The sequence below is a fragment of the Blastochloris viridis genome, assembly GCF_001402875.1.
Lineage (GTDB): Bacteria > Pseudomonadota > Alphaproteobacteria > Rhizobiales > Xanthobacteraceae > Blastochloris > Blastochloris viridis.
This window is the reverse complement of the sequence record NZ_CP012946.1, coordinates 2,365,289-2,392,252: the sequence shown is the minus strand read 5'-3', so window position 1 is coordinate 2,392,252 and position 26,964 is coordinate 2,365,289. Positions and strand designations below refer to the sequence as shown.

Here is a 26,964-nt window from a genome sequence, read left to right as displayed (position 1 = left end):
GTCGATGAAGAAGGTCGTCATCGCGGGCTATCTGCGCTCGCCATTTACCCAGGCCAAGAAGGGCGACCTCGCTTTGGTCCGCTCCGACGATCTCGCCGCCCAGGTGGTGCGGGCGCTGGTCGAGACTACGGGCGTCAAGCCCGCGGACGTCGAGGACGTGCTGCTCGGCTGCGCCTTTCCGGAGGGCGAGCAGGGCCTCAACGTCGCGCGCCTCGTCGGCCTGATGTCCGGCCTGCCCCAGTCGACCGGTGCCGCCACCCTCAACCGCTTCTGCGGCTCGTCGATGACCTCGGTGCACGTCGCCGCCGGCGCGATCGCGCTCGGTGCCGGCGAGGCGTTCGTGTGCGCCGGCGTCGAGAGCATGAGCCGGGTGCCGATGATGGGTTTCAACCCGCTGCCGAACCCCGCCTTCGCCAAGGAGATGCCCTCGGCCTACATGAGCATGGGCGACACCGCCGAGGCGGTGGCGTCGCGCTGGTCGATTCCGCGCGATCAGCAGGAGGCGTTTGCGGTGGCCTCGCACCGCAAGGCCGCGAGCGCGCGCGACGCCGGCCGCTTCAAGGACGAAATCGCGCCGATCGCCGTGCGCAACCGGACCGTCGACGCCGATGGCTGCATCCGCGCCGAAACCACGGCGGAGGGGCTGGCCGGCCTCAAGCCCGCCTTCAGCGAGCACGGCACGGTGACGGCGGGCACCTCCTCGCCGCTCACCGACGGCGCCAGCGCGGTGCTGGTGTGCTCGGAGGACTACGCCAAGGCCCACGATCTGCCGATCCTGGCCGCCATCAAGGCGGTGGCGGTGTGCGGCTGCGACCCCGAGATCATGGGCATCGGCCCGGTCGGCGCCACCCGCAAGGCGTTGGCGCGCGCCGGCATCACGGTCGAGCAGCTCGACGTCGTCGAGCTCAACGAGGCGTTCGCCAGCCAGGCCATCGCCTGCATACGCGAGTTGAAGCTGTCGGAGGCGCAGGTCAATCCGGACGGCGGCGCCATTGCCCTCGGCCACCCCCTTGGCGCCACCGGCGCGCGCATCGTCGGCAAGGCGGCGAGCCTGCTGAAACGCGAGAACGGCCGTTACGCGCTGGCAACCCAATGCATCGGCGGCGGCCAGGGCATCGCCACCATCCTGGAGGCGGTGTGATGGCCGAGATCAACAAGGTCGTGGTGATCGGCGCCGGCGTGATGGGTGCCGGCATCGCCGCCCACGTTGCCAATGCCGGCTTGCCGGTGGCGCTGCTCGACATCGTGCCCTCCGATGCGAAAAGCCGCAGCGCGCTGGCCGAAGGCGCAATCGAGCGCATGCTCAAGGCGGAACCCGCGCCGTTCATGAGCAAGGCGGCGGCGAAGCTGGTCACCCCCGGCAACATCGAGGACCATTTCGCCGTGGTCGGCGACGCCGACTGGATCGTCGAGGCGGTGACGGAACGGCTCGACGTCAAGCAGGCGCTCTACGCCCGCATCGAGGCGACGCGCAAAGATGGCAGCGTGGTGTCGTCCAACACCTCGACGCTGCCGCTGGCTAAGCTCACCGAAGGGCTGCCGCCGCGCTTTGCCGCCGACTTCCTGATCACCCACTTCTTCAATCCGCCGCGCTACATGCGGCTGCTGGAGGTGGTAGCCGGCCCGCAGACCAAGCCCGCCGCGGTGGACGATGTCGTGCGCTTCGCCGATCTCCGCCTCGGCAAGAGCGTGGTGCGCTGCAAGGATCGCCCCGGCTTCATCGCCAACCGCCTCGGCGTCTACTGGCTACAGGCGGCGGTGGTGGAGGCATTCGACCGCGGCCTCGCGGTCGAGGATGTCGACGCCATCATCGGCAAGCCGATGGGCATTCCGAAAACCGGCGTGTTCGGCCTGCTCGATCTGGTCGGGCTCGACCTGATGCCGCACGTCAATGCCTCGCTCGCCGCGGCGCTGCCGAAGGACGATCCGTTCCACGGCTACAACCGGCCGCTGCCGGTGGTGGAGAAGCTGATCGCCACCGGCTACACCGGGCGCAAGGGCAAGGGCGGCTTCTACCGCATCAATCGCGAGGCGGGAAAGCGCAAGGAAGCGCTCGACCTTTTGAGCGGCGAATATCGGCTCGCGCGCAAGGCCGACGTTGCGGCGATCGCTGACGGCGGGCGCTCGCTCAATAAGCTCATCACCCACGACAGCGCACACGGCGCCTATGCGTGGCGAGTGCTGAGCGCGACTCTCGCTTATGCCGCCAGCCTCGTAGGCGACGCCGCCGACGACATCGAATCCATCGATGAAGCAATGCGGCTCGGCTACAATTGGAAATTCGGCCCGTTCGAGCTGATCGACCGGCTTGGCGCCGGCTGGTTCTCCGATCGCCTCAAAGCGGAGGGCCGGGCGGTGCCGGACGCGCTGGCGCGCGCGGTCGGCCACGGTTTCTACCGCGTCGAGAATGGCCGCCGGCAGGCGTTGGGCCAGGACGGCCTCTATCACGACATCGTCCGGCCGGCAGGCGTGTTGCTGCTGGAGGACATCAAGCTGAACAGCCAGCCGGTGCTGAACAACGGCTCCGCCGCGCTGTGGGACATCGGCGACGGCGTCGCCTGCTTCGAGTTCACCTCGAAAATGAACTCGCTCGACGCCGACGTGATGGAGATGCTGGCCAAATCCATCCGCCGGGTGAAGAAGGACTTCAAGGCGCTGGTGATCTACAACGAGGGCTCCAACTTCTCGGTCGGCGCCAATCTGGGGCTCGCGCTGTTCGCCGGCAACATCGCAGCGTGGAGCGAGATCGAGTCTTTGGTGTCGGCCGGGCAGGACACCTACCGCGCCATGAAGTACGCGCCGTTTCCGGTGGTGGGTGCGCCGTCCGGCATGGCGCTCGGCGGCGGCTGCGAGATTCTGCTGCACTGCGACGCCGTGCAAGCCCACGCCGAGACCTATATGGGGCTGGTCGAAGTCGGCGTCGGGCTGGTGCCGGCGTGGGGCGGCTGCAAGGAGATGCTGCACCGCTGGCAGGCCAATCCCAAGCTGCCGAAGGGTCCGATGCCGGCGATCGCGAAAGTGTTCGAGACCGTCAGCGTCGCCACCGTCGCCAAGTCGGCGGCCGACGCCAAGGAGTTGCTCTATCTGCGCCCCGGTGACGGCATCACCATGAACCGCAACCGCCTGCTGGCCGACGCCAAGGCCCGCGCCCTCGCAATGGTCGAGAATTATAAGCCGCCCGAGCCGCCGACCTTCGCGCTGCCGGGCCCGGCCGCGCGAGTCGCCATGGACATGGCGGTCGCGGGCTTCCGCCGGCTCGGCAAGGCGACGCCATACGACGAGGTGGTGTCCGGCGCGCTCGCCGAGGTGCTGTCGGGCGGCGACACCGACATCCTCAAGACGCTCGACGAGGACGCCCTGCTCGAACTCGAACGCACCTCTTTCATGCGGCTGGTGCGCCAGCCTGGCACGCTGGCGCGGGTCGAATCCATGCTGCTCACCGGCAAGCCGCTGCGCAATTGAGGCGGCGCCAGAAGGAAACGGGCGGCGTGCGCCACGTCGTCATGGCCGGGCTTGTCCCGGCCATCCACGACTTGACACGGAGTGAAGACGTGGATGCCCGCGCCAAGCGCGGGCATGACGAATGGATCGGAACGACGAGATCAGGAACGCAACGATGGTCGACTACCGGGCTCCCCTGCGCGACATGCGCTTCGTGCTCTACGAGCTGATGGACGGCGCCGAGCTTTCCAAGCTGCCGGGCTATGAGGACTTCACTCCCGACCTCATCGACCCGGTGCTGGAGGAAGCCGCGAAAGTCTGCGAAGGCGTGCTGCATCCGCTCAACCGCTCCGGCGACGAGGAAGGCTGCACCTTCGAGAACGGCGTGGTGCGCACGCCGAACGGCTTCATCGAGGCCTACCAGACCTTCCGCGAAGGCGGCTGGACCTCGATCGCCTGCGATCCCGCCTATGGTGGCCAAGGCCTGCCGAAAATGGTCAATGTGCTGGTCGAGGAGATGATCTGCTCGGCCAATTTGTCGTTCGGCATGTATCCCGGCCTCAGCCACGGCGCCTATGTCGCGCTGCACGGCCACGGCAGCGACGAGCTGAAGCAGACGTACCTGCCCAAGTTGGTCGATGGCACCTGGGCCGGCACCATGTGCCTCACCGAGCCGCATTGCGGCACCGACCTCGGCCTGCTGCGCACCAAGGCGGTGCCGCGCGGCGACGGCTCCTATGCGCTCTCCGGCACCAAGATCTTCATCTCCGCCGGCGAGCACGACCTCACCGAAAATATCATTCATCTCGTGCTGGCGCGCCTGCCGGATGCGCCGAAGGGCACCAAGGGCATCAGCCTGTTCGTGGTGCCGAAATTCCTGGTGAAGGACGACGGCACGCTTGGGCCGCGCAACGGCGTCAGCTGCGGCGCCATCGAGCACAAGATGGGCATCAAGGCGTCGGCAACCTGCGTGCTCAATTTCGACGACGCCACCGGCTGGCTGGTCGGCGAGCCGCACAAGGGCATGCGCGCGATGTTCGCGATGATGAATGCCGAGCGGCTGTCGGTCGGCATTCAGGGCCTCGGCCTTGCCGCGGCGTCCTATCAGGGCGCGGTGGCCTATGCCCGCGACCGGTTGCAGGGCAGGGCGCTGACCGGCGCCAAATATCCCGACAAATCGGCCGATCCGATCATCGTCCACCCCGACGTGCGGCGCATGCTGTTGACGCATCGTGCCTATGTCGAGGGCTGCCGGGCGCTGGCGGCGTGGACGGCCAACCAGCTCGACGTGCAGACCCATCACCCCGACCCTGTGGTGCGCGAGGAGGCCGAGGAGTTCGTGGCGCTGATGACGCCGATCGTCAAGGCGCTGTTCACCGACCTCGGCTTTGACGCCACCAATCTCGGCATGCAGGTGTTCGGCGGCCACGGCTACATTCGCGAGCACGGCATGGAGCAGTACGTGCGCGACTGCCGCATCGCCCAGATTTACGAGGGCACCAACGGCATCCAGGCGCTCGACCTGGTCGGCCGCAAGCTGCCGGCCAATGCCGGCCGCTCGCTGCGGCGGTTCTTCCACCCGGTCGCGGCCTATATCGAGGCCAAGATCGAGGACGAGACGCTGGGCGAGTTCGTGCAGCCGCTCGCAAAGGCGTTCGTGCGGCTGCAGCAGGCGACGGCTCAAGTGGCGCGCACCGGGCTTGCCAATCCCGACGAGGCGGGCGCGGCGGCGACCGACTATCTCCGCCTGTTCGGCCTCACCGCGCTTGGCTTCATGTGGGCGCGCATGGCCGAGGCGGCGCTGGCCAAGCAGGGCGAGGATTCCGACGGCTTCTACAAGGCCAAGATCGCCACCGCGCGCTTCTTCGCCGACCGCGTGCTGCCCGAAACCGGAGCGCGGTTCTCGGCCATCATGGCGGGCGGAAAATCGATGATGGCATTCGACGATGCCGCATTCTGACGCGAGGTTTGGGCGGCTTGTTTGCCGCTCACCCGCTCGCGTTGCTCGCGACCTCTCGGCTGCGTCGCGGAAAAGGAAGACAGGCCATGCTCTGGCTGCGAATGATCCGGGTGCTGGTCGCGGCCTGTTTCCGCTCCCGGCTGGCGTTGGTCGACCGGTCGGTGCTGCGCTTTCGCGTGCTGCCGACCGATCTCGACCTCAACGTCCACATGAACAACGCGCGCTACCTCGCGCTGATGGACCTCGGGCGGCTCGACCTCATCATCCGCACCGGGATGTGGCGGCAGGTGCTGCACCAGCGCTGGCAGCCGGTGCTGGGCGGCTGCATGGTGCGGTTCCGCCGCTCGCTCAAGCCGTTTCAGCCGTTCACGCTCACCAGCAGGCTGCTCGCCTGGGACGACAAGTGGCTCTACATCGAACACGCCATCGAGGTGGGCGGCGTCCTGGCCTGCCAGGCGGTGGTGCGCGGTGCCTTCGTCGCCAGCGACGGCGTCGTTGCGCCGGCCGAGATCGCCGCCGCGGCGGGCTTTGCCGGCGAGGTGCCGGCGCTGCCGGCCTGGGTGGCGGCCTCGGTGTCGTCCTGGCGCGAGATGGAGGCGCGGTGAGGCGTATCTTCAACGTTCGATGCGGTCGTTCCCGACAAGCGCCGCAGGCGCGCGATCGGGAACCCATGATCCGCGACGTCAAAGGACGCGGATCGTGGCGGGGGACTGCGGATCATGGGTCCTTGGGTTGCGGCGAATGCCGCGCCCAAGGACGACGCGTAGATGAGGCATCAAGGTCATGCGCAGCTTGAGTGGAAAGACCCTGTTCATCACCGGCGCCAGCCGCGGCATCGGCAAGGCGATCGCGCTGCGCGCGGCGCGCGACGGTGCCAATGTCGTGATCGCCGCCAAGACCGCCGAGCCGCATCCCAGGCTGCCCGGCACCATCTTCAGCGCTGCCGCCGAGATCGAGGCGGCGGGCGGCAAGGCGCTGCCTCTGGCGGTCGACATTCGCGACGAGGTGTCGGTTGCTGACGCGGTCGACCGCGTCGACGAGGTGTTCGGCGTCATCGACATCGTCGTCAACAACGCCAGCGCCATCAGCCTGACCGGCACGCCGGACACGCCGATGAAGCGGTTCGACCTGATGATGTCGGTGAACCTGCGCGGCACCTTTGCGGTGACGCAGGCCTGTCTGCCGCTGCTGCGCAGGGCTCAGAACCCGCACATCCTGACGCTGTCGCCGCCGCCCTCGCTTGATCCGGAGTGGTACGGCGGCCACGTCGCCTACACCATCGCCAAGATGAGCATGAGCCTGTGCGTGCTGGGCTGGGCGGAAGAGTTCCGCGACAGCGGCATCGCGGCGAATGCGCTGTGGCCGCGCACCGTCATCGACACCGCGGCGCTGGCCATGCTGGGCGGCCTGATCGAGCCGGGGCGCTGCCGCACCCCCGCCATCGTGGCCGACGCCGCCCACGCCATCCTCACCCGTCCGGCGCGCGAGTGCTCTGGAAACTTCTTCCTCGACGAAGGGGTGCTGGCGCAGGAGGGCGTCACCGACTTCTCCGCCTATGCGGTCGATCCCGCCCAGTCGCTGCTGCCGGACCTGTTCGTGCGCTGACCGGTGCCCGCGGCGCGGGCCGGCCGGACGCGGCATATCAACGGCCGGCCCCGCTGCCGTTGGTTCAGTTTCCGCGAGCGATGCCGCAAAGCGAGGGGCGATGCGGACAACGGCGAGCCTCGCGGATCATGGCTCCGATTGCGCGGCTTGCCCGCTTGTCCGGGACGACGGCGCCAGGTCTCCGCCGCGGCCGGCCGGCCTTGGACGTCGGTCGGCGCGGCGCCGTGGACCGCAGTGCGCACGGTTTCTGTTCAGGCGACCGCGTCCTCGACCTTCGTCGGATGGCGGTATCGTGACGCCGGCAAAAAGTTGACGTGGCAATCGAATATTCGATGATGTGCGGGCAGGCCCGACGCCGCGGCGTGAAAACCGCGCCATTTGGCGGCGATTGCGACGACACTGCGAGCGCGCGGCTGAGCCGACGCCAAGAACAGGAACCGGAGGAAGGACCATGGCACTCGCCACCATTGTGGTGCATCTCGACTCGAGCCCGCGGACGGCCGTCCGCCTCGCGCTGGCGGTTCGCCTGGCGACGCGGTTCGGGGCGCGGCTGACCGGCCTGTTCGCCGAGATGTCGGAAGCCTATCGCGTCGGCCTCGTCGCCACCTGGCCGAGCGCCGAGCACGTTGCCGCCACCGCGGCGGCGCGGACGGTGTTCGAGGCGGCCACCGCTGAACTCGGCGACCGCGCGACGTTTCTTGAGATCAATCGCGGCGGCGAGCAGGAGATCCTCGCCCGCATCACCGACATCGCCCGCACCTTCGACCTTGTGGTGCTTGGCCAGTCGGAACACGGGGTGCGGGTGCCGATCGATCTGCCGGAGCAGGTCATCCTGGAAAGTGGCCGGCCGGTGCTCATGGTGCCTTTCGCCGGCGTTTACGACGATGTCGGCCAGCGGCCGCTGTTTGCCTGGCACCATTCGCGCGGCGCCACCCGCGCGCTGCACGATGCGCTGCCGCTGATCGCCCATGGCGCGGTCGCGCTGGTGGTCGGGGCGCGGCGCCCCAACGAGCCGGTCGACGAGTTCGCCGACATGGTTCTCGCCCAGCTGTCCGCCCGCGGCGTCGCCGCCCGCTTCCAGAGCGTCGTCGTCGACGAGATCAGGCTGATGGACACGCTGCTCAACCAGGCCGCCGACCACGCCGCCGACCTGCTGGTGATCGGCGCGTTCGACAACACCGGCTTCTCGTTCACCGGCCGCGGCTCGGGCACCCGTTACGTGCTGCGCCACATGACGTTGCCGGTGCTGTTCTCGCACTGATCGGTGGCGCCGGCGGTTCCGTATGCCGGAGCCGCCGGCGTCATCGGAAATCTGGCCGCTCAGGCCGGAGTTTCGTATTCCGGCCGCCGCATCACGGCAGCTCTTCGAGTGCCGAAATGCCGAAATAGAGGTGGTAGAGCGTGCTGGCCGGCATGATCGTGCTGATCGGCCGGTCGTCGGCGTCGACGTGGTCGATCCAGCCGCCTTTGAGATCCGGCCGGCAATGGACCGTCATCAGCCGATGGCCGATCGGAGCGATCAACTGGCGGTGGAACAGGTTGCCGCGGCCTGCCTCGGCGGCCAGCGCCTTGAGCGCCTCGGTGTGCGGCCACGAGCGGCTGGAGCGGGCGCGGAGTTCGCCGCTCTCGCCGATCTCGTCGACGATGCGGCCGCGGCCGGCGTCGAGCCCGGCCCGGATCGCGAAGTCGAGCATCGCCGTCACCGGCGCGGTCTGGTCCTCACCGCTGGCGTGCTCGTAGCGGCGCAGCAGCCACGCCCACTCAAACAGGTGGCCCGGCTCGACGGCGCCCTGGCCGGGGGCGGGGTGCACCGTCCAGCGATCGTCGAACTGCTCGCGCAGCGCGCCGCGGTCGGGGTCGAGGAAGCGCCGCAGCGCCAGCTGCTGCAGGCGGCGGCAGCGTGCCAGCATGTCGTCGCGCTGCGTGGTCTGCCACAACGCCAGGAACGCCTCGAACAGGTGCATGTGCGGGTTCTGGCGGCGCAGCCGGTCCTGCCGCGGCAGGCAGTCCCAGTAGCCGCTGGCGGCAGGATCGGCGAAGGCGCCGTCGACGATGTCGAGCGTGGCCGCCAGCGCGTCGTCGAACGCGCGGTCGCGCTGGAGCCGCATCACCAATGCCAGCGCGAACAGGGCGAAGGCATGGGCGTAGAGGTCGCGGCGGCCGTCGACCACGCCGCCGTCGCGGTCGACCGAGAACACCCACCCCGGCCGGCCGTCGCTGGCGAGATGGGCGCGCACCCAGCGCTGCGCCGCCCGCAGTGCGAGGTTGGCGCCAGGAAAGCGGCCGGACAGCGCGGCGGCGGCGAACACCGCGATCTGGCGGGCCTGCACCATGGTCCGCCGCGGCACGCCCGCAACTGGCTCGCCGGTGAAATGAAGCTGTTCTTCGAATGCGTCGCGGTGGGGGTCGAAGCCGCGGCTGGCCCACAGCGGCAGCGCCGCTTCGCGCAGCCAGCGGCCCGCCTGCCGCGTTGCCGCGGCGAGGGCGGGATCGGCAGGGCGGTCGTTGCGGACCGGTTGCGTCAAGGCCATCGCTCAGCGCTCGCGGTTGAAGGGAATCTGCGGTGGCTGGCTGCTGCCGCCGATGCTATCAGGCCGCCCGCCGGCGCGCGAAGTGGCCGATGGCGCGCTGCGCGGCGTCGAGGAAATCAGGCGCGGCCCCCGGCCCGATGCGGATGCCCTCGATGCCGGCGGCAGCCGCCGCAGCCATGTCGCCGCAGCTGTCGCCGATCATCACTGCCTCGTCCGGCGCAAAGCCGAGGTCGCGCATCGCTGCGGTCAGTAGGCCCGGCGCCGGCTTTCGGCAGGCGCAGCCATCGTCCGGGCCGTGCGGGCAGTGGTAGACCGCGCCGAGGTGCAGTCCCTCGGCCGCCAGCAGGGCTTCGAGGCGGCGGTGGATCGCCGCCAGCGTCGCCTCGTCGAAATAGCCGCGGGCGATGCCGGATTGGTTGGTGACCAGCGCCAGCGTGAAGCCGGCGTCGCGCAAAAGGCGGAGGCCGGCCAGCGCTCCGGGGGCGAACGCGATGCCGGAAGGGTCGGCGAGGTAGCCGCGGTCGATGATGATGGTGCCGTCGCGGTCGAGCAGCGCGAGGCGCGGTTGGGCTGGCGCGGTCATGCCGCCGCCCCGACGTTGGCGCGGCTGATGATCGAGGTGGTGCTGTGGCCATCCTCCAGCGGCACCAGCAGCACCTGGCCGCCGTAGGTGCGGACGAAATCGGCGCCCACCACATTGTCGATGGTGTAGTCGGCGCCTTTGATCAGGCAGTCCGGCTTCAGGCTCTGGATCAGCTCCAGCGGGGTGTCCTCGTCGAACAGCGTGACGAGGTCGACGTGGTTGATCGCGGCCATCACCACCGAGCGCGCCCACTCGCGCTGGACCGGGCGGCTGCTGCCCTTGAGGCGGCGCACCGAGGCGTCGGTGTTGAGCGCGACCACCAGCCGGTCGCAAGCCGCGCGGGCGCGCCACAGCAACTCGATGTGGCCGGGGTGGATCAGGTCGAAGCAGCCATTGGTGAAGCCGACCCGCAGGCCGTGCGCCTTCCAGTCGGCGACGGTGACGGCGGCCTCCGTGTTCGACACGATCTTCAGATCGCTGCCGCTGATGCCCTTGAGCGCCTTGGCCAACTCGCGTGCGCGCACCACCGCGGTGCCGCGCTTGCCGACGGCGATGCCGGCCGCGACATTGGCGATGCTAGCGCTGTCGGTCACCGAGGCGCCGTTGGCGAGCGCCAGTGCCAGCGCGGCGACCACGGTATCGCCGGCGCCGGACACGTCGAACACCTCCGAGGCGGCGGTGGCGATGGTGGTCGGCCCGGCCGGCCGGTTGGCGGGGTCCCAGATCGTCATGCCCTGGGCGCCGCGGGTGACGACCACGGTCTCGACCGCGGCCAGTTCGCACAGCCGCCGGGCGGCAATGCCGGCACTGTCGTCCTGTCGGCAGTCGAGTCCGGTGATCATGGCGGCCTCGGCGGCGTTCGGCGTCAGCACCGTGGCGCCGGCATAGCGGTCGATGTCGCGCACCTTGGGGTCGACCACGATCGGAACGCCCCGGCTGCGCGCCAGGCCGACGATGCGGCGGATCACCTCGCGCGACAGCACGCCCTTGTCGTAGTCGGACAGCACCACCGCGTCGGCATCGCCGACCACGGCGGCGAACCGGGCGCAGATGTCGTCGGCCGTCGCGATATCGAGCGCCAGCCGGCGCTCGACGTCGAGCCGCATGATCTGGTGGATGCCGGAGACGTAGCGGGTCTTGAGCGTGGTGGGGTGGCCGGCGATGCGCACGAAGCTGCCGTCGATGCCCTCCTGCACCGTGAGCTTGTTGGCGATCAGGTCGCCGCCGTCGTCCTGGCCGAGTGCGCCGATCAGCACCGCGCGGCCGCCCAGCGCGACGACATTGCGCGCGACGTTGGCGGCGCCGCCGAGCATCGCCTTCTCGGACTGGAAATGGAGGATCGGGATCGGCGCCTCGGGCGAAATCCGTTCGACCTGACCGTAGATGAACCGGTCGAGCATGACATCGCCCACAACGACGACGCGCAGCCCCTGCCATTTCTCAACGAACGATGCGTCCATCTTCCGGCTCATCTTTCATGTCTGTCATCCGGCTTCCGGCGTGTTGCCGCGCCGCGGCCGCTTGCGGCGTAGCGCGACGGATCGTCAGGCGGCGGATGCGACCTCCATGCCTGCGGGCGCGTCGGGCGGCGCGTAACGGACGAATGGCGGCACCGCGCCTTGACGCGCCGCCGCGTGCAGCGCCGCGCCGGCCTTCGCCAGCACATCCGACCAGTCGCCCGCCGCATGCTGGCGGAACAGCCGAACGGTGGGGTACCACGGGCTGTCGGCGCGCTCGCGCAGCCAGCGCCAGTCGAGCGCGTAGGGCAGCAGCACCCAGGTCGGCCGTGCCAGCGCGCCGGCGAGGTGCGCGACCGCGCTGTCGACCGAGATCACCAGGTCGAGTGCGGACACCGCCGCGGCGGTGTCGGAGAAGTCGCCCAGCAGCGGCGCCAGGTCGGTGACAGGGCCGCCGAAGGCGGCGAGCGCCGCCTCGTCGCCGGGCCGGCAGTCCTTCTGCAGGCTGAACAGCGACACGCCCGCGCGCGGCAGGTGCGGCAGCAGCGCGGCGGCGGCCAGCGAGCGCTGGCGGTCGTGCTTGGTCTTCGCGTTTCCCGCCCACACCAGCCCGACCTTGAGGCCGTCGGCGCCGCTCAGCCGTGCCTGCCACGCCGCGCGCTTGGCCGGATCGACGGCGAGGTAGGGCACCTCGGCCGGAACGGTGTCGAGCGTGGTGCCGAACCGCCAGGCCAGGCTCATCAGCGGGAAGTGGCAGTCGAACGGCGGCAGCGGCTCGCCATTGGCGACGACGACGGCGGCCGGGAAGGCGGCCGCAACCAGCGAAACCAGCCCGGCGTGAACCTGCAGCACGATGCGCGCTCCCAGCGCTTCGACCATCGGCACGTAGCGGCAGAACTGGATGGTGTCGCCGAGCCCCTGCTCGGCGTAAAGCAGGATGGTGCGGCCGGCGAGCGCTTCGCCCTGCCATTCCTGCGTCGCGAAGCTCCGTTTGACGAAGGCCGGCTGGCCGCCGTTGCGCCGCCATTCGTACTCGGCAAAGCCGCGCGCGAGGTCGCCGTCGAGCATGATCAGCAGGGCGCGGTTGAAGCGCGCCAGCGCATGCTTGGGGTGGTCCGGACGGCAGGAAATCGCCCTGTCCAGCAGCGCGCGGGCGTCGTCGATCCGTCCGAGCCCCTGCATGACATTGGCGAGATTGCCGTAGCCTTCCATCCCGTCCGGCGCGAGTTCGATGGCGCGGTGCAGCACGGCCATCGCCTCTTCGGGCCGCCCGGCCTCGCGAAGCGCGGAGCCGAGGTTGGAATGGGCGATGACGTGGCAAGGATCGAGCTCGATTGCGCGACGGTAGCAGCGGATCGCCTCGTCGAGGCGCTCGTCCGCCCGGTAGACGAGGCCGAGATTGCAGTGCGCGTCGGGCCAGTCCGGGCGCAGCGCCAGCGCCTGTTCGATGGCGGCGGCGGCGGCCTGGAATTGGCCGCGGCTGCGCAGCACCAGCGCCATCTCGTGATTGGCCTCGGCGAGCCATTCCACGGCGCGGGCCGGGGCGAGTGTCGCGGCGGTTCCGTAGGTCGCGATCGCCTCGTCCAGCTCGCCGTTCTTCATCAGCGCAAGGCCGAGGCCGGCATAAAGCTGCGGCGCTTGCGGCATACGCTGGAGCGCCGACCGGAACACCGCGACGGCGTCGCGGGCGTGCTCCTGGTAGATCGCCGCCAAGCCGAGCGACACGAACAGGTTGGGGTTGTCAGGCCACAGTGTGGCCACCGTGCCGACGGTCGCCGCCGCGAGTTCCGGCGTTGCCGCAGCGGCAACGTGCGCGGCCATACTAGCGAACGCTGCGGCGTCGGCCGGGTTCGCCACGCAGGCACGGGCGAGGGCGGCGAGGTCCGCGCCCGAGGCGGCAGACGGCTGGGGGAGGGTGCCTGTGCGATCGTTGTTCGGTGTCATTCCCAGCCGCCATCCGCGATTGCGGGGCGTCCCCCGACTTCAGCCGCCGTCGCTTCGAGCATCGAGCACACAGGCCCCGATCGGCCGGCCGGCTGCGCAGCTCGATGACTCCTGCTTCGGCGCACGTTTCTGATACGGAGCACCGGGCCAGTTCAGGCGCCAAAACACCGCCTCGCCTGGGCGGCGCGGCCAGGACCGCGCCAGTTTGAGCGGCCGGGAACGGCCAGTTTGAAACGAATTTTCTATCAAACCGCCTGAACCTGACCGGTTTCACGTATAACTTCCGCACGAGCGAACCGACCGGCCGCCGCCGCCCGAGCGTCTGCGAGGCGGTTCCGGCCGCAGACCTTTCACCGCAACACCGTCGGTTGTGCATCATGTCGCCGTTCCCGCAGCGCCCGATCGCCTTCGTGGCCGTCTCCACCAATCACGGCACCATGCTGGTGAACCGACACGACTATCGGATCACCAACGCCGGTGGTTACGGCGTCGGCTTTCAACTGCTCAATCGCTCGGCGTTCGATCCCGACGAGGTCGACCTCGCGCTGCAGCTGCTGCGCACCCGCCGCGAGAATTTCGGCGATGGCGTGGTGGCCATCGACTGCGGTGCCAATGTCGGCGTCCACACCATCGAGTGGGCCCGCGCCATGTACGGCTGGGGCGAGGTGATCGCGTTCGAGGCCCAGGAGCGTGTGTTCTACGCGCTGGCGGGCAATATTGCCCTCAACAATTGCTTCAACGCCCGCGCGCTGTGGGCGGCGGTGGGCGAGAACATCGGCACGATCCGCGTGCCCAAGCCCAACTATCTGGTGGCCTCGAGCTTCGGCAGCCTGGAAATCCGCAAGACCGACACCAACGAGTTCATCGGCCAGAACATCGACTATTCCGACAGTGGCACGATCGAGACGCGGATGATGCCGATCGATGCGCTGGGATTGCAGCGGCTCGACTTCATCAAAATCGACATCGAGGGCATGGAACTGGAGGCGCTGAAGGGCGCCCGCAAATCCCTCGAGGCGTTCAAGCCTCAACTCATCATCGAGAAGATCAAGGCCAACGAGGGCGAGCTTGCCGCGTTCGTCAGCGAGTTTGGCTACAACGTCTACCCGCTTGGGATCAACCTGCTCGCGCTTCACGCCTCCGATCCGGCCACCAAGCTGATCAAGTAATGCCAACGGCGCCGGCCGAGGCGTCCGCCCTTGGGCCGCGGCACCGCGCCGTTATGCGTCCGACCGGTGTTCCGGCTGATCGCGTCCGCAAGGCGGATGGCCGGCCATCCCGTGTCGCTCGATTTCCGCGCGGTCCCGCGGCTTGCCGGACATTGACCGAAACTCCGGCCTGGGCGGCCGGATTTCAGATGACCTCCGAATCCGTCGTTTTGAACTATTGTAAGATGTCGCTTCCGGTGTCGGAGGCGACGCGCCGGTCTCCGCCGAAATTTCTGCCGGCGTGACAGACATTCGCCGCCGCGGTGAGGCGTGACAACGGGCGCTTGCGTGCCGGAACGTTCCACGCTTGGCTGGGGCCGCTCGATCTACATTTGAAATATTATACAAAGAAAGTGCGTTGGACGAAATTTACTCAGGTCGCCGCTTTTTTGAAATTGAAACGCAATCGCAACAGCAATAGGGTTAGCCCGCTGCGGTTTCACCTGGGACACGGGCGGGCCAACCTCCGAGCGAGTCTCTTTTTCCTCCTCATGGACGATTGAAAACCTCGACAGATGAGCGTGAACGTAATTTTCGGCTCCGATGGCGGAGCAACCAAGGCGGTCGCCTCGCGGATCGCAAAGCACACGCATGGCCGGGCGATCGACATCAAGTCGGCGACGGCCGCTGACTTCGAGAATTGCACCCTGCTCATCCTCGGCGCGCCGACTTACGGCGCCGGCGATCTGCAGGTGGATTGGGAAGCCAATATCGACAAGTTGGCCAAAGCGAGCCTCGCCGGCAAGAAGGTGGCGCTGTTCGGTACCGGCGACCAGATCGGCTACCCCGAGAGCTTCGTCGACGCCATGGGCATTCTCTATGAGCACGTCGTCGAGCGCGGTGCGATCGTGGTCGGCTTCACCGACACCGCCGGCTACGACTATACCGCCTCCAAGGCCGAACGCGATGGCCGTTTCGTCGGCCTTGCCCTCGACCAGGACACCCAGTCCTCCAAGACCGAGAAGAGGATCACCGAATGGGTCAGCCGGCTGGTCTGAGCAGCGCGGCGCTGCAGATCTTCAATCACCACCTCTATGAGCTCTCGAAGGGGCTGCGGCCGCTGGCGATGATGACCATGACCGCCGACGCGGCGGGGGCGGTGATCGCGCGCCTTGCCGCGGCGGGCATCGCCCATCACGTTCATGAGGCGTGCCCGGACCGGGTCAATGTGGTGTTCGGCTGCCAGCCGGCGGTGATGGCGGTGCGGCGCTTTATGGCCGGGCCGCTATGCCAGTTGTCGGCCGAGCACGATTTCATGCTCGGCGTCCTGCTCGGCTATGACCGCGAGAGGCAGTGCGTGCGTTATCTGGCGCGCGCCGAGAACACGGCCGCCGCCGCCGAGCCGATGGTGCTGGCAGACGCCGCGACGTCGGTCGTCATGCACTGATACGATTTCCGGGAGATCGAGCGAAATCCAGCCGATCATACGGTTTCCGGCTGATCGGCTCGGAATGGCCGTTGGTCGGGGGCGCGTCTTTTCCCTCTCCCCTTGCGGGAGAGGGTGGCGAGGATGAGCGAAGCGAAATCCGAGCCGGGTGAGGGGTATGTCAGCCTTCTGCGCGCAGGCCCCCTCACCCGCCTCGCGATCTTTACGATCGCTCGGCACCCTCTCCCGCAAGGGGAGAGGGAAGGAAGAGCCGAGCTGATCAAACGGAAATCGTATCAGGCCGGAGAACCGTATTCCAGTCGCCGAAAATCCCCTTCTTTGCAAAGGGATTTTCGCGAACTTGTTTCCGGGATCCCGAAGGGATCTCCCGGAAACCGGATCATAGGTCCCGGATCGCGCGGCTTCGCCGCTTGTCCGGGACGACGGCGCGAGGTCTCCGCCGCGGCCTGCCTGCCTTGGACGTCGGACGGCCCGGCGCCGTGGCGCGCTGCGCGCGCGGCTTCTGTTTAGAGCCGGGCAAGCTGCCTTGCATCAGGCACCACCTTGTCGAGAATTTTCGCCGAGGCGAGCACCGCTGGCAGACCTGCGCCGGGATGAGTGCCGGCTCCGACGAGATAGAGGCCGTCAATATCTTCGCTGCAATTGTGCGGCCTGAAATACACACTTTGCGTCAGCACCGGCTCGAGCCCGAAACCGGCGCCGTGCGGCGACAGCAAGGTGTCGCGGAAATGCAGCGGCGTCACCACGCGCGAGGTTACCACCGACCCTTTCAGCCCGGGCAGCAGCATGGTGTCGAGCTTGTCCTCGATGGCGCGACGGTAGGGCTCGGCGACTTTTGTCCAATCGGCGTCGCCCTGCAGATTGGGCACCGGCGACAGGACATAGAAGCTGTCGCATCCGGCGGGCGCCATCGAGGGGTCAGTGGCGGTGGGCCGATGGAGATAGAGGCTGAAGTCGGGCGCTAGCACCTTCTTCACGAAAATGTCCCGGATCAGCTCGCGATAGCGCGGCCCCATCAGGATCGTATGATGCGGCACCTCGGGCCATTGGCGGCTCGTTCCGAAATACCAGAGGAACACGCTCATCGAGTAGCGCGCGCGGTCGAGCTTCCTGGCGTTCCAGCGCCGGCAGGCGTGGGAGGGCAAGAGGCGGCCATAGGTGAAGGCGGAATCGGCGTTGGACACCACGACGTCGGCGGCGATGGTCTCGCCCGAGGCGAGTTTGACGCCGGTGGCACGCCGGCCGTCCAGCGTGATCTCCGTGACGTCCTCGCTAAAGCGCAGCACTCCGCCCTGGGCCCGGATCAGGGCGGCGAGACCGTCGGCGAGGCTGCTGGTGCCGCCAATGGCGAAATGCACGCCCCACTTTTTCTCCAGGTGGGTGATGAGGCTGTAGAACGCGCTGGCCGCGAACGGGTTGCCGCCGATGAACAGCTGATGAAACGACAACACTTGGCGCAGCCGCTCGTCCTTCACGAAGCGCGACACCAGACCGTAGACCGTGTGGTAGGCCTCGAGCCGGACGAGGCCCCCCAAGACGATGGACATATCCCAGATCGAGCGAAACGGGGTGTCGTGGACGCGCTGATAGACGTCGCGAAGACTGGCCTCGCCACGCGCCATATAGCGGTCCCAGCCGGCGAGGTCGGCAGGCGCGAGCTTGGCGATCTGGGCACGCACCTTCTCGGTGTGCTGGCTGGCCTCGAATGTCGATCCGTCGGAAAAGATGACGCGATAGAACGGGTCCATCGCCACCATAGCTACGTGGTCGGACATCTTCTTGCCGCACAGCTCCCACAGTTCCTCGAACATGTGGGGGGCGGTGACGAGGGTGGGGCCGGCGTCGAAGGTGTAGCCATCCTGCTGGAAGCCGCGGCCCCGTCCGCCCGGTCCGCCGAGCCGGTCGACCACCGTGACGCGGTAGCCGCGGGCGCCGAGCCGCACGGCGGCGCCGAGGCCGCCGAACCCGGCGCCGATGATCACTGCGTGAGGGCGGTGATCGGGCTCAACGGCGAGCAAATGAAAATTGGGGACGACGGTCACAAAACGTCTCCTTCTGCGGAGCAGATCCGTTAGCGCGGCGGGCGCGCCGCAGCGAGCTGCCTCTCAGCAAAGACGTAATCCGGGATCAGCCGAAGGCGACCGGCCCGCCTCATTATTTTGCAGCTATTCCGTGACCTCGGCGCTCTTGGAACCGTGTCATTCAAAATGTAGCGAACCGATGGTCCAATCTGGCGGCGGCCGCGGTTCTCGCGGTGCGGGTGTTTTCGCGGTCTCAAGCAACTGCGCTGCTTCATGTCACCCATCCCGGGGACGGTTTTGCAGCAATCCACGACGCCAAAGTCCGAACTGCATCTCTCCTTGCGCGTTTGGATTTTTCGGGAGGGTTCTCAAATTGGCGATGCTGGGCGAGATCGGCTGTGCCAACCGATCGCCGGCCGCGGACATGCGGCCAGGCTCATCCCGGCTTGGCGACCATGACCCAAATCGCCGCGACGAGGGGTAAACACGCGATGATGCCCCAGGTCAGCCACAGGCGGCTGTCGCGCCAGTAGGAGTCCGGGATGGAGCCGCCGGCTGCGAAACATCGGGCGGCCTTGCTCAGGCGGATCTGGGCCGGGATCAGGATGCCAACCCAAATCGCGCCCGAGACCACGAATAAGACCTGTCCCCACAGCAGCCAGCCGGGCGCGAACGGGTCGAGGCCGCCCGCCCACGCCGCGCCAAAGCCGCCGGCAAGAAATATAACGCCCCCGCTTCCGGTGAATACGAAATCAGTGATCGTAACCAAGCGCTGACCAAAGGCGATCACCGCCGGATCGCCAGTCCGGTCCGCAAATGCTTTCCAGAATGCGGTGATGGTAACGTTACCGAGTAGAAGCACGACACCAACAATATGCAGAGATTTCAGAGCATCATAAAGCATGCGTTGAGCGACCGCTTCTGATGGATTATTCTAGAAAAGACAATTCTCAGATCATCTTGAATGATACGATTGTCGGCACACGTTCGCAATGCCAATCCGGGTCTTGCTGGACCGAGTGCGTGCCGTTTGAACGAGCCTCGCATCGCGGTGGCTGTGACCCGCCCCGGGTTTGCCGGAGGCAAGATGTCCGACCAATGCGGCGTGATCTTGCTCGGTCGTCGCGATGCTGAGCAGCCAATCTAATCCGATCGCAGGGATGCAGCGTATCACCCAGGAAAGCACCAGCTAAAGGCAACAGGGAAATGACTCTTCCGACCGAAGCCGGGGGCCCTGTTGACGAACTCCTGGCCGATTACGCGGCAGGGAAGTTGCGCGGCCCGATGTCCAACCTGATCGAGGCGCACCTCGAACTGTCGCCCCGTAATCATGGCTATTTGCGTGATCTCGATACGATGGGAGGGATTATGCTCGCCGAGGCGCAGCCGATCGCGTTGACCGGCCGCGACACGTGGCTGGCCACCATCATGGCCAAGGACACGTTGCCGCCATCGCCGATCCGGCTCGAAACGCGCCAGCCGGCAGACCCGGTGTTGCCGGCGGCGATCCGCCGGCTGGTCGGACGGCCGCTTGCCGACGTCGCCTGGAAGACGGTGTTGCCGGGCCTCAAGGAATGCCACCTCGGCGGCACCGACGGCGAGGCCAGCCTGCTCTGGATCCGCGCCGGCCGGGCGATGCCCTCGCATTCCCACTCCGGGCTGGAGGCGACCTTGGTGCTGAAAGGCGGCTTCAAAGACGTCAGCGGCCATTATGAGCGCGGCGACATCGCGGTGGCCGACGAAACGGTCGACCACAAGCCGGTGGCAGACGATGATGAGGACTGCATCTGTTTCGTGGTCAGCGAGGGGCACGTCAAGCTGACCGGCCCGATCGGGCGGATATTCTCGCGATTGAGCGGTCGCGGATGAGCGCCCCCCGCGTTTGGATCACCGGCGCCAGTTCCGGCATCGGCTACGCGCTGGCGCTCGAACTTGCGCGCCGCGGCCGGCGGGTGGTGGCGACCGCGCGCCGTGCCGACGCGCTGGCCGGACTGGTCGCCGCCGCCTCGGGGCTCGACGGCTCCATCCGCGCCGAGCCTGCCGACGTCACCAATGCCGATGCGCTCGAGGCGCTGGTCGCGCGCATCGAGGCGGAGGAAGGCCCGATCGACGTGGCGGTGCTCAATGCCGGCCTCTATATGCCGGTGCGCGCCGAAGACTTCGACCGCGCACTGTTCGAGACCACGTTCGCGGTCAATCTCGGCGGCACCGTGAATGCGCTGGCCCCGATCCTGCCGCGCATGCTGGCGCGGTCGCGCGGGCGCATCGCCGTGGTCGCTTCGGTCGCGGGCTATGGCGGCCTGCCGACCTCGGCCGCCTATGGCGCCACCAAGGCGGCGCTGATCAACCTGGCTGAGAGCCTCAAGTTCGACTGCGACCGCCACGGCGTGATGGTGCAGGTGATCAATCCGGGCTTCGTCGACACCCCGGCGACCGCGGTCAATCCGTTTCCGATGCCGTTCCTGCTGACGGTCGAGGAGGCCGCCCGGCGCATCGCCGACGGGCTGGATACCGATCGCTTCGAGATCACCTTTCCGCGCCGTCTGGCCTGGATTCTGAAGGCGATCAATCTTCTGCCCTACCGGCTCTATTTTCCGCTGGTGGCGCGGGCGACCGGTTGGAACAAGCCCGCCGAATAGCTCAGCTTCTTCGCCGCGCTTCGATCACCGCCCGCAGCCGGGCCTGCTCGGCGGCATCAAGCGGAAAGCGCCACATCAGCGCGATGGCGGCGAGCTTCAGCGCCACCGGCACCGCCGCGTAAAGCACCGCCAGCGTCAAAAGCCCAGTTTCGCTGGCCTGTCCGCTGGCCGGCTCAAAGCCCGCCCATGACAGCACCGGAAAGGCGATGCCGACCGCGGCGGCGAGCGCCAGCTTGGTGGCGAGGCCCCAGGCGGCGAGATAGAGCCCGGAGCGCTGCTCGCCCGACGCCGCGGTGTCGACGTCGATGACGTCGGCCTGCAGCGAGCCCGGCAGCATGATGTCGGCGCCGAGCGTCAAGCCGGTGATCACGCACACCGCCAGGAAAATGCCGAGGTCGCCCGGCCCGAGCAACGCTGCAACCAGGAACGCGGCGCAGGCGATCAGCATCGCCACCGACCAGGCGCGATGCTTGGAGCTGCGCCGCGCCAGCGCCAGCCACAGCGGCACGCCGGCCACCCCGCACAGGAAATAGACCAGCAGCAGCGGCCCGGCGAGATCGGCGGCGCCGAGCCGGTCGCCGACGTAGAACAAAAACAGCGTCGCCGGAAAGCCGTTGGCGAGGCCGTTGAGGAAGAACGCCGCCAGCAGCCGTCGGAACGGACGGTTGGCGAGAAGTTGCGCGACGCCGTCGCGCGCGCCGAGACGCTGCGTCGAGCGATCGACCGGTTCGGGCGCGGCCGCGACCGCGAGCCAAGCGGTGGCCGGCAGCGCCAGCCCGACCAGCACCGCCAGGCCCGCCAGCGCGCTCGCCGGCCCGCCGCCCCACCACGCCGGAATGACCGCCTGCGCCAGCAACGCCACCACCGTGCCGACGACGGCCAGCGTCTCGCGGGCGGCCACCACCCGGTTGCGGCCGGCATAGGAGGTCGAGAGCTCCGCCCCCCAGGCATAATAGGGCACCGACAGCGCCGTCCAGGCCAGCGACATCAGCCCGGCCCACACCAGCAGGTGCAGCGCGCCGGCGCCGGCCGGCGGCAGGAACACCATCGCCGCCGCCCCGGCGGTGATGGGCGCGGCGATCAAAACCCAGATCCGCCGCCGGCCGAAACCGGCGCGGGTGCGGTCGGCCAGAAGCCCGATCAAGGGATCGGTGATGGCGTCGAAGATGCGGACCGCCAGCAGCACCGCGCCGACGGTGGCGATCGGCAGGCCGACGCTGCGGGCATAGAATTCCGGCACCACCACGTAAAACGGCAAGGCCAGCGCCGCCAGCGGCAGCGCCGGCGCGGCATAGGCCAGGATCGCGCGGCGGCTGGGCTCGCGCGGATCAGCCGGCACGGGCGAAGATCATCTGCCGCACATCGATGTTGCGGGCCCGGAAGCCAGCCTCGCAATAGGCAAGATAGTACTCCCACAGCCGCCGGAAGCGCTCGTCGAACCCCAGCGGCACCAGCGTCGGCCACGCCGCGCGGAAACGGTCGCGCCAATGCACCAGCGTGGTGGCGTAGTCGAGCCCGAACTCGCGCTCTCCCACCAGCGCAAGACCGGTGCGGTCGCCGAGCGTCTTGAGGATCGACGGCGTCGGCAGCATGCCGCCGGGGAAGACGTAGCCTCGGATGAAATCGAGGTTGCGGTGATAGGCGTCAAAAAAGCGATCCTGGATGGTGATGGTCTGGATGCCGGCCAGCCCGCCCGGCGCGAGGCGGTCGCGCAGCTGGCGGAAATAGGTCGGCCAGAACGATTCGCCGACCGCCTCGATCATCTCGATCGAGACGATGCGGTCGTACGAGCCGCGCTCGTCGCGATAGTCCTGCAGGCGGATGCTGACCTTGTCCGAAAGGCCGGCCGCCGCCATGCGCTGCGTTGCATAGTCGAACTGCTCGCGCGAGATCGTCAGGCCGACGACGCGGCAGCCGCGCTCGGCGGCGGCGTATTCGGCAAAGCCGCCCCAGCCGCAGCCGATCTCCAGCACGCTTTGGCCGGGCGAAAGCGCCAGCTCGTCGGCGATGTGGCGGTATTTGGCGCGCTGCGCGCACTCCAGGCTGTTGATGCCGCCTTCGAACAGCGCCGACGAGTACGTCATGGAGGCATCGAGCCACGCCGAATAGAATGCGTTGCCGAGGTCGTAGTGGGCCTCGATATTCCGCCTCGCCTGTCGCCGCGTGTTGCGGTTCAGCCAGTGCTGGCAGTTCTGCCACAGCCGCATCAGCGGACGGCCATCGAGCATGGTCTCGGTCAGTTCGGAATTGGCGCAGAACAGGTGGAGGAACTGCGTCAGGTTGGGGCTCTCCCATTCGCCGCGCAGATAGGCTTCAGCGATGCCGAGATCGCCCGAGGTGATCACCCGCCGGGCAAAGCCAAGATCCTTGATGATCATGATGGCGTGCGGCCCGGGCTCGGCGCCGCCGAACAGCAACGACCGGCCATCCGGCAATTGCACGGTGAGCGTGCCGCGCGTCAGCTTGGCGGCGAAGCCGAGCGCCAGGCGCGCCATGCGCGGCAGGTCGCGCACCACCTTATCGATCATCTCCGGCGAAACGGTCATCGGCGGGGTCATCATCATGCTCGGTCATTCCGGTCACGGTGGGGCAGGCTGCGGAGCGGCAGAAACGTGCCGTCGAGGCTGGCGGGGGGCGGGGGCGGCGACGGGCGGGACGACAGGCGGAGCGGGACGCCCTTCAGCCACAGCCGCAGCGCCTGCCAATAGATGCCGGCCAGCACCTTTGCCGTCATCAGCGGCATGGCCAGGAATGTGCGCAGCAATGTCGCGGTGTCGAGCGGCCGGTGGCGGCCAAGGAAAGTCGCTGCGAACAGCGGCCCGTGGTCGTCGGTCTGCAGGATGCGAACCGAGACGTCATCGCCGGGCGGCCGCATGCGGAACTGATAGCGCTGATCCAGGTCGTTGAACGGCGATACGAAGAAGCGCTTGTCGGCGGATTGGCGGATTTCGGCCGGCGAGGCCTGGCCGGGCCGCACCGGGCAGACATAGGCGTGGCGCTCGCCGAACGTATTGCGCACCGCATAGATGATGGCGCCAAGCTGGCCGGAGGCCGCGTAGCAATAGAACACCGACAGCGGATCGAACACCAGGCCGAGCACCCGCGGATAGCACAGCAGCAACACCCGCGCCGGCACCGGCGTTCCGGACGCAATGAGAAGATCGTCGATCCACGGCCTGAGCGGGGAGCCGTCGCCGGGGCCGTGGTCGGCTTCGGAAAAGCCCCACAGATTGAAGCGCCTCATTCCGTTTCCGGATGATCCCTTCGGGATCCCGGAAACGACTTCGCCGGAAAACCCTTGATCAGAAGGGGTTTTTCGGCGACCGGAAGACGGTTCTCCGGCCGGATTGGCCGGAAACTGTATGACCGAGAACAGTGGCGACTGGCGGTCCGCCTCGTTCAACCGGTCGAGATCGATCAGCAGGCTCACCACGCGGTAGGAGAAGCGGTGCCCGACCGGGCGCAGCCGCGCATGCCTCACCACGCCCGCGTACAACGACGCCGCCGCCGCGGGCGGCGGGCGCAGGCTGGCGAGCGGGCGGTCTGGCGAGGGGCACATGCGTCCTCACTCGGCAGCAGTGGCGAAGGCGCGCGGCACGGTGCGCCACGGGATGTCGCCGCCCAGCGCCTCGGCGACATGGAGCCCCGACACCAGCCCGTCTTCGTGGAAGCCGAAGCCGGTCCAGGCGCCGGCGAACCAGACGCGCTGGCGGCCCTGGATGGACTCCAGCCGAGCCTGCGCCGCGACCGAGCCGGCATCGTATTGGGGATGGTCGTAGCTGAAGGTGCGGAACACCAGGTCAGGATCGGGCTCGCGCACCGGGTTGAGGCTGACGAACAGCGGCCGCGCCGGGTCGATGCCCTGCAGACGGTTCATCCAATATGTGACGGCGACCTCGCGCGCGCCGTCGGCCGCGGAAGGAGTGCCGCCGGTGACGTTCCACGCCGCCCAAACCTTCCGGCGCGCCGGCATCAGGCTGGTGTCGCGATGCAGGAACACCCGGTTTGGCCGGTAGGGGAACGCCGAGAGGATGCCGCGCTCCGCATCGGAGGCGTCCGCGAGCAGAGCCAGCGTGTCCGGGGCGTGGGTCGCCAGCACCACCTGATCGAACCGTTCCACGTTTCCGGTGCGGTCGACCACCTCGACCCCGGCCTTGGCACGGCGAACGGTGGCGACCGGCGTGTCAAGCCTCAGCGTGCCGCGGAAGGCTTTGAGCAGCGCTTCGACATAGGATCGGCTGCCGCCGGACACGGTGCGCCACGAGATCTGTTCGAGATTCACCAGGCGGTGGTTCTCGAAAAAGCTGACGAAGCTGGCCGCCGGGAAATCGAGCAGCCGGTCGAGCGGGGTCGACCAGATCGCCGAGCCCATCGGCACGATGTAGTGGTGGATGAAGCGCTGGGAGAAGCGGCGGCGGCCAAGCCAGGCGCCCAGCGTCAGCCCGTCGAGCTTGCCTTTGCGCCGCGCTGCCGGCGCCTCGCGGTTGAAGCGCCAGATCTCCTTCAGCATCCACAGAAAGCCCGGCGTGACGAGATTGCTTCGCTGCGCGAACACGGTGTCGAGCGACTGGCCCGACCATTCCAGGCGGCCGCCGTCGAGCGACAGCGCGAAGCTCATGTCGCTGGGGTGGCTTGGCACGCCAAGATGGGCGAGCAGCGCGGTGAAGTTGGGATAGTTCGGTTCGTTGAAGACGATGAAGCCAGTGTCGACCGCAACACGCGTGCCGTCATAGTCGACCTCGACGGTGTGGCTGTGGCCGCCCGGCCGTGCCTCGTGCTCATAGAGCACCACCGCGTGGCGGGCACCGAGCGCCCACGCCGCTGAGTTGCCGGCGATGCCGGACCCGATCACGGCGATGCGCATGCACGTCTCCCACGAAGCCAAGAATGATGGTAATATGATAGCATAATTGCGTGCACTGCGCGCGATCCGTTTTCATCCAGGGCAACGACGCGCCCATCGGCGTCGTCGATGATGGAGATAGTTCGCGGAAGGCGGATCAAGACGATGGCCGATCAACTGAGTGCCGGAAGCACGAAGATCGCCAGCGTCAACACCCAGCCGGCGCCCCACACCAGCGAGCGCAGGGTCGCGGCGTCGGCCACGTAGCACGCGGTGTACGCAACACGGGCGAGCACCACGGCAGCGGCCAGCGCATTGACCGTCGTCATCGGCGCGCCCTGGGTCGCGGCCACCAGCACGGCGGCGGCGAACAGCGGGAACGCCTCGAAATGATTGAGGTGGGCGGCGTAGGCGCGACGGCGGTAGCCGTCGATCGACTGCGCCCAGTCGCGCGGGGCGTGATTGTCCAATCCCCGCCACTTCGCGATCGCCACCGTCGCCACCGGCATCACGCCCATGGCCAGCACACACCAGAATGCCAGTTGCATCCGTTCCTCCAACCCCGTCGAGATTTGGTACGTGCGGCAAAGCTGGCTGGATCGGCGCCGGATGATACGGCTTTCGGGTGATGCCCGCGGCCTTCGAGCGACGGCGAGCCTCGCGGATCACGGCGCCGCAGAGCGCAGCGCTGTCCGGGGTTCGACCGCTATGATGCCGTGAGGTGGCGCCGCCCTAATTTCCGAACGTCCGCAACGCGACGTAGCCCGCGACAGATGCGGTTGCGGTGACCACCACGCCCCATGCGAGGTCGACCACGCTGACCATCACCGGCCAGCCCTTGAGGGTCGCAAGGTTGGTGACGTCGTAGGTGCCATAGGCGACCAAGCCCAGCAGCGCACCGAGCCCGAGCGCCGTCAGCCAGGATTTCGCCGCGTAGGCCGGCATGACCGCAAACACCACCACCCCGACCACATAGAAGAGGTAAAACAGGGCCGCCACCGTCAAATTGGGCCGTTCCAACAGGAGGTCGCCGAGCTGTGGCCGGTAGAACGTTGAGGTGGTGGCGCTCAGCCAGATGAAGTCAAGAATCAGAAAGGCTGCCACCGAGGCGATATAGGCTATTCCAAACTGCATGGCGCTTCCCTTCCGGTACAGCCGAGCTGGATGCTGCCTGCTGACAGATTGTTCGAATAATTTGGACAATCGATAGCGCCGAGCGGAGTTCCAGCACCCGCGGAGAGGACGCGAAGATTCGCTGCGGGATGTCGAACGCGGCGCGATAGCGCGTTATACTGATGGCTGACGGCCGCCGGCTGATGACCCTCCGCCTTCGGCTCCGCGCCAT

Annotated in this window: 23 protein-coding genes; 11 read left to right on the top strand and 12 right to left on the bottom strand. The window is 67.9% G+C overall.

All coding sequences use genetic code 11. The annotated features are described in order from the left end of the window. The first annotated feature begins 4 nt into the window (after positions 1-4). The 6 genes from BVIR_RS10485 (at position 5) to BVIR_RS10460 (ending at position 8,267) form a co-directional block, all read left to right on the top strand. Positions 5-1,141 carry a thiolase family protein gene (locus BVIR_RS10485; RefSeq protein WP_055037618.1) on the top strand — a complete coding sequence of 379 codons (1,137 nt, stop codon included), beginning with the start codon at positions 5-7 and terminating at the stop codon, positions 1,139-1,141. After that, entirely contained in the window at positions 1,141-3,462 is a 2,322-nt protein-coding gene (locus BVIR_RS10480) for a 3-hydroxyacyl-CoA dehydrogenase/enoyl-CoA hydratase family protein (protein ID WP_055037617.1), read from the top strand. The genes BVIR_RS10485 and BVIR_RS10480 overlap by 1 nt, the downstream gene beginning before the upstream one ends. Before the next feature lie 154 nt (positions 3,463-3,616). Next, entirely contained in the window at positions 3,617-5,401 is a 1,785-nt protein-coding gene (locus BVIR_RS10475; protein ID WP_055037616.1) for an acyl-CoA dehydrogenase C-terminal domain-containing protein, read from the top strand. An 86-nt stretch (positions 5,402-5,487) separates the two neighbouring features. Beyond that, positions 5,488-6,006: a thioesterase family protein gene (locus tag BVIR_RS10470; RefSeq protein WP_055037615.1), complete on the top strand. Its 519-nt coding sequence runs from the start codon at positions 5,488-5,490 to the stop codon at positions 6,004-6,006. 178 nt (positions 6,007-6,184) lie between these two features. Continuing rightward, a complete protein-coding gene (locus tag BVIR_RS10465; protein WP_055037614.1) occupies positions 6,185-7,006 on the top strand; it encodes an SDR family oxidoreductase in 822 nt (273 codons plus the stop codon). A gap of 451 nt (positions 7,007-7,457) precedes the next feature. Beyond that, on the top strand, positions 7,458-8,267 hold the full coding sequence (locus BVIR_RS10460; protein ID WP_055037613.1) for a universal stress protein: 810 nt from the start codon (positions 7,458-7,460) through the stop codon (positions 8,265-8,267). A 91-nt stretch (positions 8,268-8,358) separates the two neighbouring features. Here BVIR_RS10460 and BVIR_RS10455 read toward each other — a convergent pair whose 3' ends face one another. From BVIR_RS10455 to BVIR_RS10440, 4 genes are all read right to left on the bottom strand, one after another. Continuing rightward, positions 8,359-9,537, bottom strand: a complete 1,179-nt coding sequence (locus BVIR_RS10455; RefSeq protein ID WP_060832989.1) for an AGE family epimerase/isomerase — start codon at positions 9,535-9,537, stop codon at positions 8,359-8,361. Positions 9,538-9,595: 58 nt separating this feature from the next. Next, positions 9,596-10,120 (bottom strand): D-glycero-alpha-D-manno-heptose-1,7-bisphosphate 7-phosphatase, encoded by a 525-nt coding sequence (locus BVIR_RS10450; RefSeq protein ID WP_055037612.1) that lies wholly within the window; start codon positions 10,118-10,120, stop codon positions 9,596-9,598. Then, positions 10,117-11,580, bottom strand: coding sequence for a D-glycero-beta-D-manno-heptose-7-phosphate kinase (rfaE1, locus tag BVIR_RS10445; protein ID WP_055037611.1), 1,464 nt, complete (start codon positions 11,578-11,580; stop codon positions 10,117-10,119). Before rfaE1 ends, BVIR_RS10450 begins: the two co-directional genes overlap by 4 nt. An 84-nt stretch (positions 11,581-11,664) precedes the next feature. Beyond that, the gene (locus BVIR_RS10440) at positions 11,665-13,521 is read right to left on the bottom strand and encodes a tetratricopeptide repeat protein (protein ID WP_082416985.1); all 1,857 of its coding nucleotides are present in this window, start codon (positions 13,519-13,521) and stop codon (positions 11,665-11,667) included. Positions 13,522-13,898: 377 nt separating this feature from the next. On the opposite strand from BVIR_RS10440, the gene BVIR_RS10435 reads away from it, so the two are divergent. From BVIR_RS10435 to BVIR_RS10425, 3 genes are all read left to right on the top strand, one after another. After that, on the top strand, positions 13,899-14,690 hold the full coding sequence (locus tag BVIR_RS10435; RefSeq protein WP_055037609.1) for an FkbM family methyltransferase: 792 nt from the start codon (positions 13,899-13,901) through the stop codon (positions 14,688-14,690). Positions 14,691-15,244: 554 nt separating this feature from the next. Then, positions 15,245-15,727, top strand: coding sequence for a flavodoxin FldA (fldA, locus tag BVIR_RS10430; RefSeq protein WP_055037608.1), 483 nt, complete (start codon positions 15,245-15,247; stop codon positions 15,725-15,727). Continuing rightward, positions 15,706-16,116: a DUF2023 family protein gene (locus BVIR_RS10425; RefSeq protein ID WP_055037607.1), complete on the top strand. Its 411-nt coding sequence runs from the start codon at positions 15,706-15,708 to the stop codon at positions 16,114-16,116. The genes fldA and BVIR_RS10425 overlap by 22 nt, the downstream gene beginning before the upstream one ends. 506 nt (positions 16,117-16,622) lie before the next feature. Here BVIR_RS10425 and crtI read toward each other — a convergent pair. Further along, positions 16,623-18,158: a phytoene desaturase family protein gene (crtI, locus tag BVIR_RS10420; RefSeq protein WP_055037606.1), complete on the bottom strand. Its 1,536-nt coding sequence runs from the start codon at positions 18,156-18,158 to the stop codon at positions 16,623-16,625. Positions 18,159-18,573: 415 nt separating this feature from the next. Further along, positions 18,574-19,041 (bottom strand): DUF2269 family protein, encoded by a 468-nt coding sequence (locus BVIR_RS10415; RefSeq protein WP_055037605.1) that lies wholly within the window; start codon positions 19,039-19,041, stop codon positions 18,574-18,576. Between the two features lie 302 nt (positions 19,042-19,343). Between BVIR_RS10415 and BVIR_RS10410 the strand changes: the two genes are divergently transcribed. Together BVIR_RS10410 and BVIR_RS10405 are read left to right on the top strand one after the other, a co-directional pair. Further along, complete coding sequence (locus tag BVIR_RS10410; RefSeq protein WP_055037604.1) at positions 19,344-20,006, top strand: ChrR family anti-sigma-E factor; 663 nt, start codon at positions 19,344-19,346, stop codon at positions 20,004-20,006. Next, on the top strand, positions 20,003-20,776 hold the full coding sequence (locus tag BVIR_RS10405) for an SDR family NAD(P)-dependent oxidoreductase (RefSeq protein ID WP_055037603.1): 774 nt from the start codon (positions 20,003-20,005) through the stop codon (positions 20,774-20,776). Before BVIR_RS10410 ends, BVIR_RS10405 begins: the two co-directional genes overlap by 4 nt. 1 nt (position 20,777) lies before the next feature. On the opposite strand, the gene BVIR_RS10400 is transcribed toward BVIR_RS10405, so the two are convergent. The 6 genes from BVIR_RS10400 to BVIR_RS10375 all read right to left on the bottom strand — a co-directional run bounded on the left by BVIR_RS10400 (position 20,778) and on the right by BVIR_RS10375 (position 26,753). Next, positions 20,778-22,115, bottom strand: a complete 1,338-nt coding sequence (locus tag BVIR_RS10400; protein ID WP_055037602.1) for an MFS transporter — start codon at positions 22,113-22,115, stop codon at positions 20,778-20,780. Next, positions 22,105-23,334 carry an SAM-dependent methyltransferase gene (locus tag BVIR_RS10395; protein ID WP_055038820.1) on the bottom strand — a complete coding sequence of 410 codons (1,230 nt, stop codon included), beginning with the start codon at positions 23,332-23,334 and terminating at the stop codon, positions 22,105-22,107. Before BVIR_RS10395 ends, BVIR_RS10400 begins: the two co-directional genes overlap by 11 nt. Positions 23,335-23,336: 2 nt before the next feature. Next, positions 23,337-24,335, bottom strand: a complete 999-nt coding sequence (locus BVIR_RS10390; RefSeq protein WP_082416983.1) for a DUF1365 domain-containing protein — start codon at positions 24,333-24,335, stop codon at positions 23,337-23,339. A gap of 6 nt (positions 24,336-24,341) precedes the next feature. Beyond that, a complete protein-coding gene (locus tag BVIR_RS10385) occupies positions 24,342-25,640 on the bottom strand; it encodes an NAD(P)/FAD-dependent oxidoreductase (protein ID WP_055037600.1) in 1,299 nt (432 codons plus the stop codon). Between the two features lie 152 nt (positions 25,641-25,792). Continuing rightward, on the bottom strand, positions 25,793-26,167 hold the full coding sequence (locus tag BVIR_RS10380) for an MAPEG family protein (RefSeq protein WP_055037599.1): 375 nt from the start codon (positions 26,165-26,167) through the stop codon (positions 25,793-25,795). 184 nt (positions 26,168-26,351) lie between these two features. After that, positions 26,352-26,753 (bottom strand): DUF2177 family protein, encoded by a 402-nt coding sequence (locus BVIR_RS10375; protein ID WP_055037598.1) that lies wholly within the window; start codon positions 26,751-26,753, stop codon positions 26,352-26,354. Positions 26,754-26,964 lie beyond the last annotated feature (211 nt).

Coding starts and splice junctions, on each gene's coding strand:
- BVIR_RS10485 (WP_055037618.1), top strand. CDS start 5: ATGAAGAAGGTCGTCATCGCGGGCTATCTGCGCTCGCCATTTACCCAG.
- BVIR_RS10480 (WP_055037617.1), top strand. CDS start 1,141: ATGGCCGAGATCAACAAGGTCGTGGTGATCGGCGCCGGCGTGATGGGT.
- BVIR_RS10475 (WP_055037616.1), top strand. CDS start 3,617: ATGGTCGACTACCGGGCTCCCCTGCGCGACATGCGCTTCGTGCTCTAC.
- BVIR_RS10470 (WP_055037615.1), top strand. CDS start 5,488: ATGCTCTGGCTGCGAATGATCCGGGTGCTGGTCGCGGCCTGTTTCCGC.
- BVIR_RS10465 (WP_055037614.1), top strand. CDS start 6,185: ATGCGCAGCTTGAGTGGAAAGACCCTGTTCATCACCGGCGCCAGCCGC.
- BVIR_RS10460 (WP_055037613.1), top strand. CDS start 7,458: ATGGCACTCGCCACCATTGTGGTGCATCTCGACTCGAGCCCGCGGACG.
- BVIR_RS10455 (WP_060832989.1), bottom strand. CDS start 9,537: ATGGCCTTGACGCAACCGGTCCGCAACGACCGCCCTGCCGATCCCGCC.
- BVIR_RS10450 (WP_055037612.1), bottom strand. CDS start 10,120: ATGACCGCGCCAGCCCAACCGCGCCTCGCGCTGCTCGACCGCGACGGC.
- rfaE1 (WP_055037611.1), bottom strand. CDS start 11,580: ATGGACGCATCGTTCGTTGAGAAATGGCAGGGGCTGCGCGTCGTCGTT.
- BVIR_RS10440 (WP_082416985.1), bottom strand. CDS start 13,521: ATGACACCGAACAACGATCGCACAGGCACCCTCCCCCAGCCGTCTGCC.
- BVIR_RS10435 (WP_055037609.1), top strand. CDS start 13,899: ATGTCGCCGTTCCCGCAGCGCCCGATCGCCTTCGTGGCCGTCTCCACC.
- fldA (WP_055037608.1), top strand. CDS start 15,245: ATGAGCGTGAACGTAATTTTCGGCTCCGATGGCGGAGCAACCAAGGCG.
- BVIR_RS10425 (WP_055037607.1), top strand. CDS start 15,706: ATGGGTCAGCCGGCTGGTCTGAGCAGCGCGGCGCTGCAGATCTTCAAT.
- BVIR_RS10415 (WP_055037605.1), bottom strand. CDS start 19,041: ATGCTTTATGATGCTCTGAAATCTCTGCATATTGTTGGTGTCGTGCTT.
- BVIR_RS10410 (WP_055037604.1), top strand. CDS start 19,344: ATGACTCTTCCGACCGAAGCCGGGGGCCCTGTTGACGAACTCCTGGCC.
- BVIR_RS10405 (WP_055037603.1), top strand. CDS start 20,003: ATGAGCGCCCCCCGCGTTTGGATCACCGGCGCCAGTTCCGGCATCGGC.
- BVIR_RS10395 (WP_055038820.1), bottom strand. CDS start 23,334: ATGACCCCGCCGATGACCGTTTCGCCGGAGATGATCGATAAGGTGGTG.
- BVIR_RS10390 (WP_082416983.1), bottom strand. CDS start 24,335: ATGTGCCCCTCGCCAGACCGCCCGCTCGCCAGCCTGCGCCCGCCGCCC.
- BVIR_RS10385 (WP_055037600.1), bottom strand. CDS start 25,640: ATGCGCATCGCCGTGATCGGGTCCGGCATCGCCGGCAACTCAGCGGCG.
- BVIR_RS10380 (WP_055037599.1), bottom strand. CDS start 26,167: ATGCAACTGGCATTCTGGTGTGTGCTGGCCATGGGCGTGATGCCGGTG.
- BVIR_RS10375 (WP_055037598.1), bottom strand. CDS start 26,753: ATGCAGTTTGGAATAGCCTATATCGCCTCGGTGGCAGCCTTTCTGATT.